Annotated in this window: 16 protein-coding genes; 7 read left to right on the plus strand and 9 right to left on the minus strand. The window is 71.8% G+C overall.

What is annotated here, in order from left to right; all coding sequences use genetic code 11:
- Positions 1–639 carry a hypothetical protein gene (locus tag ACFCY7_RS06085; RefSeq protein WP_376481751.1) on the minus strand — a complete coding sequence of 213 codons (639 nt, stop codon included), beginning with the start codon at positions 637–639 and terminating at the stop codon, positions 1–3.
- Between the two features lie 192 nt (positions 640–831).
- Here ACFCY7_RS06085 and ACFCY7_RS06090 point away from each other — a divergent pair, with 192 nt between their 5' ends.
- The gene (locus tag ACFCY7_RS06090; RefSeq protein ID WP_376481754.1) at positions 832–1,353 is read left to right on the plus strand and encodes a MarR family winged helix-turn-helix transcriptional regulator; all 522 of its coding nucleotides are present in this window, start codon (positions 832–834) and stop codon (positions 1,351–1,353) included.
- Between the two features lie 126 nt (positions 1,354–1,479).
- The gene (locus ACFCY7_RS06095; RefSeq protein WP_376481755.1) at positions 1,480–1,836 is read left to right on the plus strand and encodes a hypothetical protein; all 357 of its coding nucleotides are present in this window, start codon (positions 1,480–1,482) and stop codon (positions 1,834–1,836) included.
- Between the two features lie 23 nt (positions 1,837–1,859).
- Here ACFCY7_RS06095 and ACFCY7_RS06100 read toward each other — a convergent pair whose 3' ends face one another.
- The 6 genes from ACFCY7_RS06100 to ACFCY7_RS06125 form a co-directional block, all read right to left on the minus strand.
- Entirely contained in the window at positions 1,860–2,762 is a 903-nt protein-coding gene (locus ACFCY7_RS06100; RefSeq protein ID WP_376481757.1) for an LLM class flavin-dependent oxidoreductase, read from the minus strand.
- Between the two features lie 88 nt (positions 2,763–2,850).
- On the minus strand, positions 2,851–3,303 hold the full coding sequence (locus ACFCY7_RS06105) for a hypothetical protein (RefSeq protein WP_376481758.1): 453 nt from the start codon (positions 3,301–3,303) through the stop codon (positions 2,851–2,853).
- A gap of 132 nt (positions 3,304–3,435) precedes the next feature.
- Positions 3,436–3,993 carry an RNA 2'-phosphotransferase gene (locus ACFCY7_RS06110; RefSeq protein WP_376481760.1) on the minus strand — a complete coding sequence of 186 codons (558 nt, stop codon included), beginning with the start codon at positions 3,991–3,993 and terminating at the stop codon, positions 3,436–3,438.
- Positions 3,994–4,152: 159 nt separating this feature from the next.
- A complete protein-coding gene (locus tag ACFCY7_RS06115) occupies positions 4,153–5,082 on the minus strand; it encodes a MerR family transcriptional regulator (protein ID WP_376481761.1) in 930 nt (309 codons plus the stop codon).
- Between the two features lie 94 nt (positions 5,083–5,176).
- Positions 5,177–6,979, minus strand: coding sequence for an SDR family oxidoreductase (locus tag ACFCY7_RS06120; RefSeq protein WP_376481762.1), 1,803 nt, complete (start codon positions 6,977–6,979; stop codon positions 5,177–5,179).
- Positions 6,979–7,824: a M24 family metallopeptidase gene (locus tag ACFCY7_RS06125; RefSeq protein WP_376481763.1), complete on the minus strand. Its 846-nt coding sequence runs from the start codon at positions 7,822–7,824 to the stop codon at positions 6,979–6,981. Before ACFCY7_RS06125 ends, ACFCY7_RS06120 begins: the two co-directional genes overlap by 1 nt.
- 272 nt (positions 7,825–8,096) lie before the next feature.
- On the opposite strand from ACFCY7_RS06125, the gene ACFCY7_RS06130 reads away from it, so the two are divergent.
- From ACFCY7_RS06130 to ACFCY7_RS06145, 4 genes are read left to right on the plus strand one after another with little or no spacing between them, the layout of a single operon-like run.
- Positions 8,097–9,071 carry an ABC transporter ATP-binding protein gene (locus ACFCY7_RS06130; RefSeq protein ID WP_376481878.1) on the plus strand — a complete coding sequence of 325 codons (975 nt, stop codon included), beginning with the start codon at positions 8,097–8,099 and terminating at the stop codon, positions 9,069–9,071.
- Positions 9,068–9,970: an ABC transporter permease gene (locus ACFCY7_RS06135; RefSeq protein WP_376481764.1), complete on the plus strand. Its 903-nt coding sequence runs from the start codon at positions 9,068–9,070 to the stop codon at positions 9,968–9,970. Before ACFCY7_RS06130 ends, ACFCY7_RS06135 begins: the two co-directional genes overlap by 4 nt.
- Positions 9,967–10,878, plus strand: coding sequence for an ABC transporter ATP-binding protein (locus tag ACFCY7_RS06140; protein ID WP_376481767.1), 912 nt, complete (start codon positions 9,967–9,969; stop codon positions 10,876–10,878). Before ACFCY7_RS06135 ends, ACFCY7_RS06140 begins: the two co-directional genes overlap by 4 nt.
- A 14-nt stretch (positions 10,879–10,892) precedes the next feature.
- On the plus strand, positions 10,893–11,612 hold the full coding sequence (locus ACFCY7_RS06145) for an ABC transporter permease (protein ID WP_376481769.1): 720 nt from the start codon (positions 10,893–10,895) through the stop codon (positions 11,610–11,612).
- A gap of 184 nt (positions 11,613–11,796) precedes the next feature.
- On the opposite strand, the gene ACFCY7_RS06150 is transcribed toward ACFCY7_RS06145, so the two are convergent.
- The gene (locus ACFCY7_RS06150; protein ID WP_376481770.1) at positions 11,797–13,104 is read right to left on the minus strand and encodes a CynX/NimT family MFS transporter; all 1,308 of its coding nucleotides are present in this window, start codon (positions 13,102–13,104) and stop codon (positions 11,797–11,799) included.
- The gene (locus ACFCY7_RS06155) at positions 13,101–13,781 is read right to left on the minus strand and encodes a FadR/GntR family transcriptional regulator (RefSeq protein WP_376481772.1); all 681 of its coding nucleotides are present in this window, start codon (positions 13,779–13,781) and stop codon (positions 13,101–13,103) included. Before ACFCY7_RS06155 ends, ACFCY7_RS06150 begins: the two co-directional genes overlap by 4 nt.
- A 131-nt stretch (positions 13,782–13,912) precedes the next feature.
- On the opposite strand from ACFCY7_RS06155, the gene lpdA reads away from it, so the two are divergent.
- Positions 13,913–15,316, plus strand: a complete 1,404-nt coding sequence (lpdA, locus tag ACFCY7_RS06160; RefSeq protein WP_376481774.1) for a dihydrolipoyl dehydrogenase — start codon at positions 13,913–13,915, stop codon at positions 15,314–15,316.
- The last annotated feature ends 23 nt before the right edge of the window (positions 15,317–15,339 follow it).

The following is a 15,339-nucleotide window of genomic DNA, read 5'->3' on the forward strand; positions in this document are numbered from 1 at the left end:
TCAGTGCTCCTTGCGGGTGCGGCGGCGGGGCAGCAGGAATCCGGCGGCGATCAGCCAGCCCAGGCAGGTGAAGCGGGCCAGCGGAAGCAGCAGGGCGGCGCCGTCGAAGAGCAGGGTGAGCGTGGCGAGTTCGGCGACGGCCGCGAGGGCGAGGCCGGTGACGGCCAGTGCGCGGGGCAGCAGTCCGGCGAGGAGGCCGGGCACGGCGATCCCGGCCACGAGCAGGCCGAGCGTCACGACGTGCCCGGGGCCGCCGGTGGCGAAGGCCAGGTACTGGAGGGCCCGGGTGAGCGCCGGGAGTTCGAGGACCTCCGGGCGGGACAGGGTCCAGCTCACCAGGCCGCAGCAGGCCAGGAATCCGGCGGCGAGGAGGCCGCCGGCCAGGGCGATGGTCGCGCCGGGGGCGCGGACGCCGAGGCGGTGCAGCCGGGCCGAGACGGTGGCGGCGTAGACGGCCAGCGGGATCGAGGCCGCGAACTGGAGGGCGCCGGAGATCCGCACGGCGTCGGAGTGGGCGCGGAAGTACGCCACGATCTCGCCGCTGTCGCCGAAGGGCGAGGGGAACGGGTCGCCGCCGGCGAGCAGCGTGGCGAGGACGAGTCCGGTCAGGAACAGCGCGGTGAACACCACGGCGAGCACGCCCGGCGGCGGTCCTCCCTGGGCTTCCCGGGGGTTCCGGGGCTCTTGGTGTTCTCGGGGCTCCTGGCGCTCCCGGGGCGTTCCGGTCGGCTGGTGGGTGTCGGTTCGGCTCTCTGCAGACACGAGTCATGTCCGTTCTCTTAAGAGAATAGTTCACTGGAGAGAATCATTCTTGTCTCGTACCATAACCGGGTGAGTACCGACCGGCAACCAGCCGAAGACCCCGCAGCGGCCGCCGCCGCGCCCCCGCGCTTCGGCGCGTTCCTGCTCGCCCAGCTCGGGGCACACGCGGCCGGGCGCTTCGGCGAACGCGTCGGCGAACTGGGCCTCGCGCCGCCGGACGTCGGCCTGCTGCGGATGATCGCCATGGACCCGGGGCGCAGCCAGCGCTCCCTCGCCGCCGACCTCGGTGTCGTACCGAGCCGCGTTGTCGCGCTCATCGACAACCTGGAGCAGAAGGGGTTCGTGGAACGGCGTCGCAGCGCCGAGGACCGCCGCCACCACGAGCTGTACGTGTCCGAGGAGGGCCGTCGGGTCCTCGAACGGGTCCGGGAGGTGGCCGCGGCGCACGAGGACGACCTCTTCGCTGCGCTCGACCCGGAGGACCGGGTCCGGCTGACGGAGCTCCTCGGGCGGATCGCCGGCCAGCAGGGCCTCACGCCGGGTGTCCACCCGGGTTACCGGAACCTCCCGAAGCGTTCCGGCCGCCGCTGATCCGGCGCTCTACCGGCCCTTGCGCCTTCGGCGTACGAATGTGGCCGTAAACGCCCGTTCGGTTCCGGGTTGTGCGGGGAAGACCCTCAGGAGGCAGGGAGCCGGCGGCGTCTCGGAGGGGTGGGCATGGTCTCGGGTCGGCGGTCCGACGAGTGCGAGGCCTGCGGTGCGCCGTACGGCAGATGGATCGGGAGCCTCGGCATGGCCCTCTGCGGGACGTGCGAGCGGGCCGAATCGGAGCAGCCCGTGCGGGAACCGGTGCTGGTGGGCGACGTGCTGGCCGGCCTGACGGCCGCGGTGACGTTCGCGGCCGGCTCCGGCACGGCCGTGCCCGACGGGGTCGGCGTCGCGCTCGCGGCCCGCTCCGGCAGGTCCGTGCCGGACGCGCGGAACCCGTCGACCGGGACGCGCGACGGGCGCGGGGGCGGCGCCGGGGCGCGTACGGACGGCCGGCGGGCGCCGGCCAGGGGGCGTCCGGTCTGATCGGCGGGACACCCCCTTCGGGCTCAGCCCAGCTGGGCCAGGGCCTCGGTGGCGATCCGCTCGAAGACGGCCTGGTCGGTGGCGAAGGCGGAGTCCGCGACCGGCCAGTGGATCACGATCTCGGTGAAGCCCAGGTCGCGGTGGCGTCCGGCGAAGTCGACGAAGGCGGCCACGGACTCCAGCGGACCGTTGCGGTCCGGGGTGAAGCCGGTCAGCAGGATCTTGTCCAGGTCGGCGACGTCCCGGCCGGCTTCGGCGCACGCCTTGCCGAGCTTGTCGATCTGGCCGCGCAGCGCCGCCACCGACTGCTCGGGGGTCCCCTCCTCGTACAGCTTCGGGTCGCCGGTCGTCACCCAGGCCTGCCCGTGGCGGGCGGCCAGGCGCAGGCCGCGCGGGCCGGTCGCCGCCACCGCGAACGGCAGGCGCGGGCGCTGGACGCAGCCGGGGATGTTCCGGACCTCGTCCGCCGCGTAGAAGGTGCCGCGCTCCGTCACCGCGTCCTCGGTGAGCAGCCGGTCGAGCAGGCCCACGAACTCGCCGAACCGGTCCGCCCGCTCCTTCGGCGTCCACGGTTCCTGGCCGAGCGCGGTGGCGTCGAAGCCGTTGCCGCCCGCCCCGATGCCGAGGGTGACCCGGCCGCCGGAGACGTCGTCCAGCGACATCAGGTCCTTGGCGAGCGTCACGGGGTGCCGGAAGTTCGGCGAGGTCACGAGCGTGCCGAGCCGGAGCCGCTCGGTGACCGCGGCCGCGGCGGTGAGGGTGGGCAGCGCACCGAACCAGGGGCCGTCGCGGAAGGTCCGCCAGGACAGGTGGTCGTACGTGTAGGCGGTGTGGAAGCCGAGGTCCTCGGCGTGCCGCCACTTCCGGCGGCCCCCCTCGTGCCAGCGGTCGACGGGAAGGATCACGGTGCTCAGGCGCAGGCTCATGTCACCGAGCCTACGGCGGTCCGTGTCCCCGCGGCCGTCCGCGGTGCCGCGCGGGCGGTCGGCCCAGAGGGGGCCGGGGCCGTGGCGGTCAGCGGACGTTCTTGTTCATCCAGGCGGTGAGCGAGGCGCCGGGGACGTACTCCGTGTACGTCTCGTCGCCGGGCAGCGGCACGATCAGGCGCCAACCGGGCGGGAAGAATCGGCCCTTCACATGGGCGAGGCCGCCGTGGACGGAGCGGAGGAAGGCGGGGACGGCGTCGCGGGGCACGTCCGCGAACTCGATCCCCTCCACGATGATCTTGGCGTCGTCCTCGGGGAAGACCTGGACGGTGACGGAGGGGGAGCCGCCCAGTTCGACGTAGGCCTCGTGCGGGAGGGATCCGTCCGGGTCGAGGACGGCGAACGCGCCGGACGAGGTGCGCCGGGACGTCTGGTCCGCGCCGATGTCGTCGGTCACGGTCATCTCCAGCTCGAACTCCTGGGCGATCTCGCGGATCGCGGTGACGGCGGCCTCGGTGCTGGGCAGGTGCGGGTGTGCCATGAGGATGATCATGCCGCATGGCTCATTCCGGACACGGATTCACCCTGCGGACGGGCTCGCCCCGGGAAGCATGGGTTCACCCCGACAGACGGGCTCACCCCGGGAAGCGCGGGTTCGCCCCGGCACGCGGGATCACCCCGGGAAGCGCAGGAACTCCGGTGGGACGGCGTCGGCCAGCCAGACTCCGTTGGCGCTGACGCGGAAGACGTGCCCGGCCCGGTGCATGGCTCCGGCGTCCACGCTCAGGACGACGGGCCGGCCGCGGCGGGCGCCGACCCGGGTCGCGGTCTCCCGGTCGGGGGAGAGGTGCACGTGGTGGCGGGCCATGGGGCGCAGCCCTTCCGCCCGGATCGCGGGAAGCCGGCCCGCGACCGTACCGTGGTAGAGGTACGCGGGCGGTTCGGCGGCGGGCAGGTCCAGGTCCACCTCGACGGTGTGGCCCTGGCTGGCGCGGATGCGGGTGCCCTCGATCGCGAAGCGCTTCTTGTCGTTGGTCGCGACCACGTGGTCGAGCTCTTCGCGGGTGATGGGGAAGCCGTGCTCGGCGGCGGCCCCGAGGAGTGCGTCGATCTCCGTCCAGCCGTGTTCGTCGAGGGCGAGACCGATGCGCTCGGGCTGGTGACGCAGGTGCTTGGAGAGGTACTTCGACACCTTCACGGTGCGTCGTTCGTCCCTCTGTTGTGAGGTCATCCCGTCAGGATGCCGGAGCCGGGATCGCCGGACCAACGAATTGAATCGCCCTCATGAGTTGCGGCGTACATGTTTGATCCACAGCCAACATGACTTATCCACAGGCGAGTTGGCCATTCTGTGGACAACTGGCCTTTCATGTATCCCGAATTAGGTAAGTTAGTCCATGATGTGCCGATTTGAGGCGAGAGTGTCCAATGTTCTTTTGTGGACCTCTCGTTCGGTGGCCGCCGTGACGAAGGCCGCGACGCCCTCCGATCCGACGAGATCCTGAACCGCCCTGATCGTCCCGGCCGGTAGAGCCACCGCGCGCGGTTCGTCGGACTTCAGCTGGGGCGCCTCGGGCGAGAGGTGGAACTGGAGGTGCTGGGTCGCCAACAACTGCATCGCACGCGCCAGTTCGGCGTCGACCGTCTGCTGGGCGAGCGGGCGGAGCCGTCGCACCATGGTCGCCGCCTCGGCCGCGTCGGCGTCCGAGGGCGGCCGGTGCTCCAGATAGCGCGCGAAGACGTGCTCGGTCGTGAACTCCAGGAAACGGGAGGCGATGTGCTCGACCTGATCGCGAAGTTCCCTCAGGTGGCCGGTGATTGCGGAGAGCGGCACCCCGGCCGCGTACAACTCGACGGCCACGGCGAGCTCTTGCGGACTCGGTACGAGGTACTCCTCCGTCTCCCGGTCCGGCAGCGGCTCCAGTACGCCGAGCTCGACGGCCTCCCGGATCGCGCCCTCGTCCGGCATGCCGCCGAAGCGGGCGTCCAACTCCGTGCGGGAGATCCGGGCCGCCTCCTCGTCGGTCCACGGCCCGTGGACCTCCGCGACCAGACCGAGCACCCCGCCGAGCCCCCGGCCGGTGTCCCAGGCCTCCAGGAGCTCCTTGATCGAGGCCAGGGTGTACCCCCGGTCGAGGAGGTCGGCGATCTGCCGCAGCCGCGCGAGGTGCGCGTCCCCGTACACGTTCGACCTGCCCCGCCGCTCGGGCCGGGGCAGCAGACCGCGGTCCTGGTAGGCGCGGATCGTCCGGACCGTGGCCCCGCTGAGATGGGCCAGGTCCTCGATCCGGTACTCCGGCTGTGCTGACTGCTCGGACAAACCCGCTCCCACCGACCGCTTCCCGCACCCCGTCGCCGCGGGGCCCCTGCTGGGAGGGATCGTACGACCGCACGTCCCTCCCGCACCCGGCCCCCTACGCGGGCGGCTGCCAGCGGGCCAGGGCCCGCAGCGCGCCCGGGCTCAGCCGGGACAGGAAGTGGGCGCCCCGGGCCTCCGGCGTCACCGGGACGACGGCCCGGTCGTGCAGGACCGCCCCCAGGATCGCGTCCGCGACCTTCTCCGGCGGGTAGTTCCGCAGGCCGTACAGCCGGGTGGCCTTCTTCTGACGCCGCTTCTCCTCCGCGCCGTCCGTGACCCCGGCGAACCGCGTCGTCGCCGTGATGTTGGTGTTCACGATGCCGGGGCAGATCGCGGACACCCCGATGCCCTGACCGGCCAGCTCGGCACGGAGGCACTCGCTGAGCATCAGCACCGCCGCCTTCGACGTGCTGTACGCGGGCAGTGCGCGGGACGGCTGGAACGCGGCGGCGGAGGCGGTGTTGACGATGTGGCCGCCCTGGCCGCGCGCGGTCATCTGCGCGCCGAAGATCCGGCACCCGTGGATCACGCCCCACAGGTTGACGTCCAGGACCCGCTTCCACTCCTCGCTGGTCGTCTCGAAGAACGAGCCGGCGAGCCCGATGCCCGCGTTGTTGACCAGGACGTCGACGATCCCGTACTCGCTCGCCACCTTGGCGGCCAGCTTCTCCATCGCCTGCTCGTCGGCGACGTCGACGGTCTCGCCCCACGCCTCCGGGGCACCGATCAGCCGGGCCATCTCGGCCGTGCGGGCCGCGCCCTCGCCGTCCCGGTCCACGGCCACGACCCGGGCCCCGGCCTCCGCGAACGCGAAGGCGGTGGCCCGGCCGATGCCGCTGGCCGCGCCGGTCACCAGGACGAGCTGGCCGCCGAACCGCTCCGTGTACTCCGGCTTCACCGCGCTCTTCGCCGCCGTCGCCGCGACCGGCTTCGGAGCCTTCGTCGCCGGCTCCTCGTTGGCCCGCACGAACTCGGCGATCCAGGCGGACAGCTGGTCGGGTCGGGTGCGGGGCACCCAGTGCTTGGCGGGCAGGGTGCGCCGGGTCAGGTCCGGAACCCAGCTCCCCAGGTCGTCGTAGAGCCGCTCGGAGAGGAACGCGTCGCCGGTCGGCGTGATCAGCTGCACCGGCGCGTGGGCGTACGCGTCGGGGCGCGGCCGCCCGAGCCGCGCGCGGACGTTGTCCCGGTAGAGCCAGGCGCCGTGCGCCGCGTCGCTCGGCAGGGACGGCGTCGGGTAGTCGCCGGCCGGGACCTTCTCGACCCGCTCCAGGATCTTCGGCCAGCGCTTGCCGAGGGGCCCGCGCCAGGCGAGCTCGGGGAGCACGGGCGTGTGCAGCATGTACACGTACCAGGACTTGGCGCCCTGGCCGAGGAGCTGGCCGACGCGGCGCGGGGTGGGCCGGGCCATCCGCCGCTTGATCCAGTGCCCGAAGTGGTCGAGCGAGGGCCCCGACATCGAGGTGAAGGAGGCGATCCGGCCCTCGGTGCGCGGGACGGTGGCGAACTCCCAGGACTGCACGGAGCCCCAGTCGTGGCCGACGAGGTGGACCGGCCGGTTCGGGCTGACGGCGTCGGCGACCGCGAGGAAGTCGTCCGTCAGCTTCTCCAGGGTGAAGCCGCCGCGCAGCGGGGCCGGGGCCGTGGACCGGCCGTGGCCCCGGACGTCGTACAGCACCACGTGGAACTCCTCGGCCAGCCGGGTCGCGACCTCCGACCAGACCTCCTTGGAGTCCGGGTAGCCGTGCACGAGCAGGACGGTCGGCCGCTCCGCGTCGCCGAGCTCGGCGACGCACAGCTCTATCCCGCCCGTACGGACCCAGCGCTCCCGCGCCGTGCCGAGGCCGGCGATTCCCGCCATCAGACCGCTCCTTCGTTCCAGCGCCGCACGTGCGGCAGGTCGTCGTCCAGCCAGAAAGCGCTCTGCTCGGGATCCTTCGAGTCGGTGACGACCAGGATCTCCTCGAACTTCGCGCCCGTCCCCCGGAATCCGAGGTGCGGCTCGACCGCCCACAGGCCGGGCCTGGGCGGGTGGTCGGAGAACTTGTACGGCGACCAGAGCGGGGACCAGCCGTCCCGGTGGCCGTGCAGGGCGTCGCTCGCGAGCCCCTTGAGCGCCTGGGTGCCGAACCCGAAGAGCGTAGGCGACCAGCGGCGCTCGCTCACCCGGTCGATCTTGTGGGCGATGACGCCGAAGGGGTAGGCGCGGTGCCGGTTCGCGTACCCCTGGCGGACCATGAGCCGGTCCACGTCCTCGTATATCTCGCGCAGCGTGCGGCGCTCGCGCACCTCGCGCAGGATCAGCTCGCGGTGGTCCCGCAGGTCGGCGAGGAGCTTGTCGTGCAGGGGGTTGAGGCCCAGGCAGCCGCTGTACCCGATGTCGGCGGTGTGGCCCTTGTAGACCGGAGCCATGTCGAGGATGAACGGCATCCCCGGCTCCAGCCGCCGGTTCGTCGGGAAGAACTGCAGGGGGATCTTGAAGTCGACGAAGGCGGTGCGGTCCCCGAACCAGGCGAACGGCCGGTGGAACCAGTCCCGCACCCCGCGCTCGTACAGCCACTCCCGCTGCATCCGCGCGGCCTCGCGCTCGGTCACCCCGGGCTTGAGCTGCGCCGCGACGGCTTCCGCGCACTCGTAGGAGAGCCGCTGCACTTCCCTGAACCCCCGCAGCTCCGCGGAGAGTTCCCCTGTCACTGCTGAGGCCATGCCACCCGCCATCCCGTGTGAGCGCCCGATCGCACTACGCGTCCGTAACTTGACACCGATGAATGTGACAATGCTCGGCGGCTGCGTCAAGGGGTCGGGCACGAGCCTGTGGAAAACACCGACGGGCGGCCCCGGGGGAAGCCCGCCGCGCACACGGGGAAAGACTTTCGTCTCGACCTCCCCTACTGGCTTGTACTCCTCTGGTCGGACAAGGATCGAGCCGTTGGGCTGACGACCGCTGTGGCGCACACCACTACCTTCGAAACGTGACTGTGATCGCGACCGAAAGCCTCAGCAAGCGGTTCCCCCGGGTGACCGCGCTCGACCGGCTCTCCCTGGACATCGGGCCCGGTGTGACCGGACTTGTGGGTGCCAACGGAGCCGGCAAGTCCACCATGATCAAGATCCTGCTCGGCCTCTCCCCCGCCACGGAGGGCCGCGCCGAGGTCCTGGGACTCGACGTCCGGACCTCCGGCGCCGAGATCCGTGAGCGCGTCGGATACATGCCGGAGCACGACTGCCTCCCGCCGGACGTCTCGGCCACCGAGTTCGTCGTCCACATGGCGCGGATGTCCGGACTGCCCGCGACCGCCGCCCGCGAGCGGACCGCCGACACCCTGCGCCACGTCGGCCTGTACGAGGAGCGCTACCGCCCCATGGGCGGCTACTCGACGGGCATGAAGCAGCGGGTGAAGCTCGCCCAGGCCCTGGTCCACGACCCGAAGCTGGTCCTCCTCGACGAGCCGACCAACGGCCTCGACCCGGTCGGCCGCGACGAGATGCTCGGACTGATCCGCCGCGTCTGGACCGACTTCGGCATCTCGGTCCTGGTCACCTCGCACCTGCTCGGCGAGCTGGAGCGCACCTGCGACCACGTCGTCGTCATCGACGGCGGGCGGCTCCTCCGCTCCAGCTCCACCAGCGACTTCACCCGGATCACCACGACGCTCGCGGTCGAGGTCACCGACTCCGACACCCACCCCGACGGCACGGGCGCGCTCCGCGAGGCCCTCGCCGCCGCCGGCGTCACGATCCACGCGGGCGTCGAGGACGGCCTGCCCGGCGCCGGACACATCCTGCTCCTGGACGCGGCCGGCGAGGAGACGTACGACCTCGTGCGGGACACCGTCGCCGGTCTCGGCCTCGGCCTCGTCCGCATGGAGCAGCGCCGCCACCACATCGCCGAGGTCTTCCGCCCCGAGGGCGCCGAGGCGTCCGCGCAGCACGAGGAGGTGCAGGCCCGATGAGCACCGACACCTCCAAGGCCGCTCCCGACACGACCCGGATCCACAACATCGGCTACCGCTCCTACGACGGCCCGCGCCTCGGCCGGGCGTACGCGCGGCGGTCGCTGTTCTCGCAGTCGCTGCGCGGCGCGTACGGCCTCGGCCGCAGCGCCAAGTCCAAGGTGCTGCCGATGCTGCTGTTCGCGGTGATGTGCGTCCCGGCGCTGATCATCGTCGCGGTCGCGGTCGTCACCAAGCAGTCCAAGCTGTCGATCGAGTACACGCAGTACGCGCTGTTCCTCCAGGTCGTCATCAGCATCTACCTGGCCTCGCAGGCACCCCAGTCCGTCTCCCGGGACCTCCGGTTCCGGACGGTGCCGCTGTACTTCTCCCGCCCGATCGAGCGCGTGGACTACGTCCTCGCCAAGTTCGGCGCGATGGCCTCGGCGCTCTTCGTCCTCACCGCCTCCCCGCTGCTGATCCTCTGGATCGGCTCCATGCTGGCCAAGATGGACTTCGCCGAGCAGAGCAAGATGTTCGGCCAGGGGCTCGTCTCGGTGGCCCTGCTCTCGCTGCTCTTCGGCGGCATCGGGCTGGTCATGGCGGCCCTCACCCCGCGCCGCGGCTTCGGCGTCGCCGCCGTGATCGCCGTCTTCACGATCTCGTACGGGGCGGTCTCCACCCTCATGGGCATCGCCTACGCCACGGAGAACGAGGGCGCCATCCAGTGGCTCGGCCTGTTCTCGCCGATGACCCTCATCGACGGTGTGCAGACCGCCTTCCTGGGCGCACCGACGGGCTTCCCCGACGGCGGGGGTCCCGGCGCCGGTGTCGGCGTGGTCTATCTGCTGGTCGTCCTCGCGCTCGTCGCCGGCTCGTACGGCACCCTGATGCGCCGCTACCGAAAGGTCGGGCTGTGACAACGCTCCACATCGACCACGTCTCCCGCTGGTTCGGCAACGTCGTCGCCGTGAACGACGTCACGATGTCGGTCGGACCGGGCGTCACCGGCCTCCTCGGGCCCAACGGCGCGGGGAAGTCCACCCTGATCAACATGATGGGCGGCTTCCTCGACCCCTCCACCGGCACCGTCACCCTCGACGGCGCGAAGATCTGGGGGAACGAGTCGGTCTACCGCGAGATCGGCGTCGTGCCGGAGCGGGAGGCGATGTACGACTTCCTCACCGGCCGCGAATTCGTCCAGGCGAACGCGGAGCTGCAGGGCCTCGGCTCGACGGAGGCCCAGCGGGCGCTGGCCACGGTCGAGATGGAGTACGCCCAGGACCGCCGGATCTCCACGTACAGCAAGGGCATGCGGCAGCGCGTGAAGATGGCCTCGGCGCTCGTGCACGAGCCGTCGGTGCTGCTGCTCGACGAGCCGTTCAACGGCATGGACCCGCGCCAGCGCATGCAGTTGATGGACCTGCTGCGGCGGATGGGCGCGGAGGGCCGCACGGTCCTGTTCTCCTCGCACATCCTGGAGGAGGTCGAGCAGCTCGCCTCCCACATCGAGGTGATCGTGGCCGGGCGCCACGCGGCTTCCGGCGACTTCCGCAAGATCCGCCGGTTGATGACCGACCGGCCGCACCGCTATCTCGTCCGCTCCAGCGACGACCGGGCCCTGGCCGCGGCGCTGATCGCCGACCCGTCGACGGCGGGCATCGAGGTCGACCACGTGGAGGGCGGACTGCGCGTGCAGGCGGTGGACTTCGGGCGGTTCACGGAGCTGCTGCCGAAGGTCGCGAAGGAGCGCGGGATCCGTCTGCTGACGGTCTCGCCCTCGGACGAGTCCCTCGAATCGGTCTTCTCGTACCTCGTCGCGGCCTGAAAGGAGCCTGACCGATGTACAACCCCACAGTCGCCCGGCTCACCTACCGGGCCCTCCTCGGCCGCCGCAGGGCGCTGATCCTCTTCCTGCTGCCCGGCATGCTGCTGCTCATCTCGGCGGCGGTCCGCGGCTTCAACGGCGCGGACGACCAGGTCGCGGCCGACGTCCTCGGCGGCTTCGCGCTGGCCACGATGGTCCCGCTGATCGGCGTGATCGCCGGTACGGGAGCGATCGGACCGGAGATCGACGACGGCTCGATCGTCTATCTGCTGTCCAAGCCGGTGAAGCGGCCGACGATCATCTTCACCAAGCTGATCGTGGCCGTCGCGGTCACGATGGTCTTCTCCGCGGTCCCGACGCTGATCGCCGGATTCATCCTCAACGGCAACGGCCAGCAGGTGGCCGTCGCGTACACGGTGGCGGCGCTGGTGGCGTCCATCGCCTACAGCGCGGTGTTCCTGCTGCTCGGCACGGTCAGCCGGCACGCCGTGGTGATCGGCCTGGTCTACGCCCTGGTGTGGGAGGCGCTCTTCGGCTCCCTGATCGCCGGAGCGAAGACCCTGAGCGTCCAGCAGTGGGCGCTGGCCCTCGCGGAGAAGGTCACCGGTGACGGCCTGGTCACCTCGGACGTCGCGCTCCCGACGGCCTCGGTGCTCCTCATCGCCGTCACGGTCGCGGCGACCTGGTTCGCCGGCCACAAACTCCGCACCCTGAAGCTCGCGGGCGAGGAGTAGTCCCGAAGAAGGAAGCGGTACGGCTCCGGGGGCGTCCCCCGCCCCCGGGAGCCCCACCCCGGAGCCGCCCCGCCCCCGCCTTCCCCGCCCACCGCCCGGTTCACACGCTCCGGTTCACACGCTCCGGTGCAAACCGCCCGGCTCGCACCGCCCGGCTCGCACCGCCCGATTCACACCGCCCGGTTCACACCGTCCGGTCGCGGGCCGCGAGCAGGCCGACGGCGAGGGCCGCCGCGCAGACGCCGAGGACCACGCAGATCGGCAGGGTCCAGGAGCCGGTGGCCTGGTGGAGGGCGCCGGCCGCCAGCGGACCGGCCGCGGCGAGCAGATAGCCGACCGTCTGGGCCATCCCGGACAGCCTGGCCGCGGTCACCGCGTCCCCGGACCGCAGCACGATCAGGGTCAGGGCGAGGCCCACCGCGCCGCCCTGGCCGACGCCGAGCACCGCGGACCAGAGCCAGGCGCCCTGCACGGGCGCCGTCATCAGTCCGGCGTAACCGGCCGCCACCAGCGTGGTGACGAGGACGATCAGCGGGCGCTGGCTCCGCATCCGGCCGGCCAGCAGCGGCACCAGGAAGGCGCCGGCGACCTGGATCAGGTTGTTGAAGGCGAAGACCACCCCGGCGGTGGAGCGGCTCATCCCGTGGTCGGTGAACATCGTCGGCATCCAGGCGATCAGGACGTACGACCACAGCGACTGCAGCCCCATGAACAGCGTGACCTGCCAGGCGAGCGCGGAGCGCCAGACGCGCACCGGTCGGGCACCGCCGGCCGGGACGGCCCGTACGCCCGGGCCCGTACGGCCGCGGGCGACCACCACCTGCGGCAGCCAGGCGAGGGCCGCGACCACGGCGAGCAGTGACCAGACGCCGAGCGAGGCCTGCCAGCCGCCGCCCAGCGCCTTCTCCAGCGGCACCGCGGCCGCCGCGGCCACCGTCGCGCCGGCGATCATCGCGCCCGTGTAGACGGAGGTCATCGCCGCGGCCCGGTCCGGGAAGTCCCGCTTGATCAGACCCGGCGTCAGTACGTTGAGCAGGGCTATCGCGGTGCCGACGAGGATCCCGCCGCCGTAGAGCGCGAACACGGACGGCAGGACGCGCGCGAGGATGCCGGCGCCGAGCAGCAGGAGCGCCGCGAACAGCACGCGCTCGGCACCGAAGCGGCGACCGAGCCAGGGGGCCACCAGCGCCCCCACCCCGAGGAACAGCACGGGCACCGAGGTCACCAGCGAGCTCGCCGTGGAGGAGAGCCCGAAGTCCTCGGACATCTCGCCGACCAGGGGCGCCACGCTCGCCAGCGCGACCCGCATGTTCAGCGAGGCGAGCACGATGCCGGTCAGGAGCACCGCCGGGTGGGCGAGCAGCGCACGCCGGGCGGCCACCCGTCCGGCCGCCGGCAGTGCCGCAGCCCCCGTCCCCGCTTCGGCCGCCGTCCCCGCGCCGGTCGGCGCCGCCGCGCGGGTCTCCTGCTCCGCGCGTGCTCCGGTGCTCATCGGTGCTGTTCGGTCAGGGCGGCGACCGTCTCCATCGGGACCCGGAGCAGCTCGCGGGCCTGCCGCTCCGCCGCCTCCGGGTCGCCCGCCTCGATCGCCGTCACCAGTGCCTCGTGGGCGTCGATGTCGACCGGCGGCATCGCCTGGTCGCCGAGGGCTTCCACCAGCACCTCGTGCACCTGGGCGGAGAAGAAGCGGTACACCTCGACGAACGCCGCGTTGTGGGTCGCGCCCACGACCGCCAGGTGGAAGGCGAGGTCCGCGTCCGCGTCCCGGTCGCCCTCCTCCCGCAGGCCGGTCAGGGCCGCCCGCAGGCGCAGCAGGTCGTGGGTGTCGCGCCGGTCGGCCGCGAGCCGGGCCGCCTCGGCCTCCAGGGCGATCCGCAGTTCGAGGACGTCGGACGCGCCCGCGTGGCGCATTCCGCGCAGCACGGCGGTCGGGTCGGCGGTCGACCGGACGAAGGTGCCGTTGCCCTGGCGGGACTCCAGGAGGCCGGCGTGGACGAGGACCCGGACGGCCTCGCGGACGGTGTTGCGGCCCACGCCGAGCTGCTGTGCGAGGTCGTGCTCGGTCGGGAGGCGGTCGCCGACCGACCATTCGCCCTCGGCGAGCTGTGCGCGCAGCTGTTCCACGACGGAGTCCACCAGCGAGGTCCGCCCCGCCGCTGTGAGTGCCATTCCGTTCCGACCTCTCTATTCGCCCGGTTGTCCAGTCATCCTACAACTGCCCGCCTGACCGTCCGAGGAGCGCCGGACTACTGTGGGGCCGTACGTGGACCGAACACCCTCACCACCCTCGGGAGTCAGTCATGTCAGACCGCTTCGACGTCGTCGTACTCGGAGCTGGCCCCGGCGGCTACGTCGCCGCCATCCGCGCCGCCCAGCTGGGCAAGCGGGTCGCGGTCGTCGAGGAGAAGTACTGGGGCGGTGTCTGCCTGAACGTCGGCTGCATCCCCACCAAGGCACTGCTGCGCAACGCGGAACTGGCCCACATCTTCAACCACGAGGCCAAGACCTTCGGCATCAAGGTGGACGGCACCGTCTCCTTCGACTACACCGAGGCGTTCCGCCGCAGCCGCTCGGTCGCGGACGGCCGCGTCAAGGGCGTCCACTTCCTCATGAAGAAGAACGGGATCACCGAGTTCGACGGCCGGGGAACCTTCCTCGACGCGAACACCCTCCAGGTCGCCAAGTCCGACGGCACCTCGGAGACGATCCAGTTCGACAACTGCATCATCGCCACCGGCGCCACCCCGCGACTGCTCCCGGGCACCGCCCTCAGCGACCGCGTCGTGTCGTACGAGCAGCAGATCCTCGCCGAGGACGCGCCGCAGTCGATCATCATCGCCGGTGCCGGCGCGATCGGCATCGAGTTCGCGTACGTCCTCAACAACTACGGCACCAAGGTCACGATCGTCGAGTTCCTCGACCGGATCGCCCCGCTGGAGGACGAAGAGGTCTCCAAGGAGCTGGCGAAGCAGTACCGCAAGCTCGGCATCGACGTCCTGACCTCGACCCGCGTCGAGGCCATCGACGAGTCCGGCCCGCAGGTCCGCGTCACCGTCACGGGCAAGGACGGCGTCCAGAAGGTCCTGGAGGCCGACAAGGTCCTGCAGGCCATCGGCTTCGCCCCGAACGTCACCGGCTACGGCCTGGAGGCCACCGGTGTCGCCCTCACCGAGCGCGGTGCGATCGACGTCGACGGCCGCTGCCGCACCTCCGTGCCGCACATCTACGCCATCGGCGACGTCACCGCGAAGCTGATGCTCGCGCACACCGCCGAGGCCATGGGCGTCATCGCGGCCGAGACCATCGGGGACGCCGAGACGATGGAGCTCGACTACCCGATGATCCCGCGCGCGACCTACTGCCAGCCGCAGATCGCCAGCTTCGGCTGGACCGAGGCGCAGGCCCGCGAGAAGGGCTTCGACGTCAAGGTCGCCAAGTTCCCGTTCGTGGCGAACGGCAAGGCGCACGGTCTCGGCGACGCCACCGGCTTCGTGAAGATCATCGCCGACGGCACCCACGGCGAGATCATCGGCGCCCACCTGATCGGCCCGGACGTCACCGAGCTGCTGCCCGAGCTGACCCTGGCCCAGCAGTGGGACCTCACCGTCCACGAGGTCGCCCGGAACGTGCACGCGCACCCGACCCTGGGCGAGGCCGTGAAGGAAGCGATCCACGGTATTGCCGGACACATGATCAATTTCTGAGGTTTCTCCCATCTCGGGGTGAT

This window comes from Streptomyces sp. NPDC056361 (assembly GCF_042262805.1).
GTDB lineage: Bacteria > Actinomycetota > Actinomycetes > Streptomycetales > Streptomycetaceae > Streptomyces.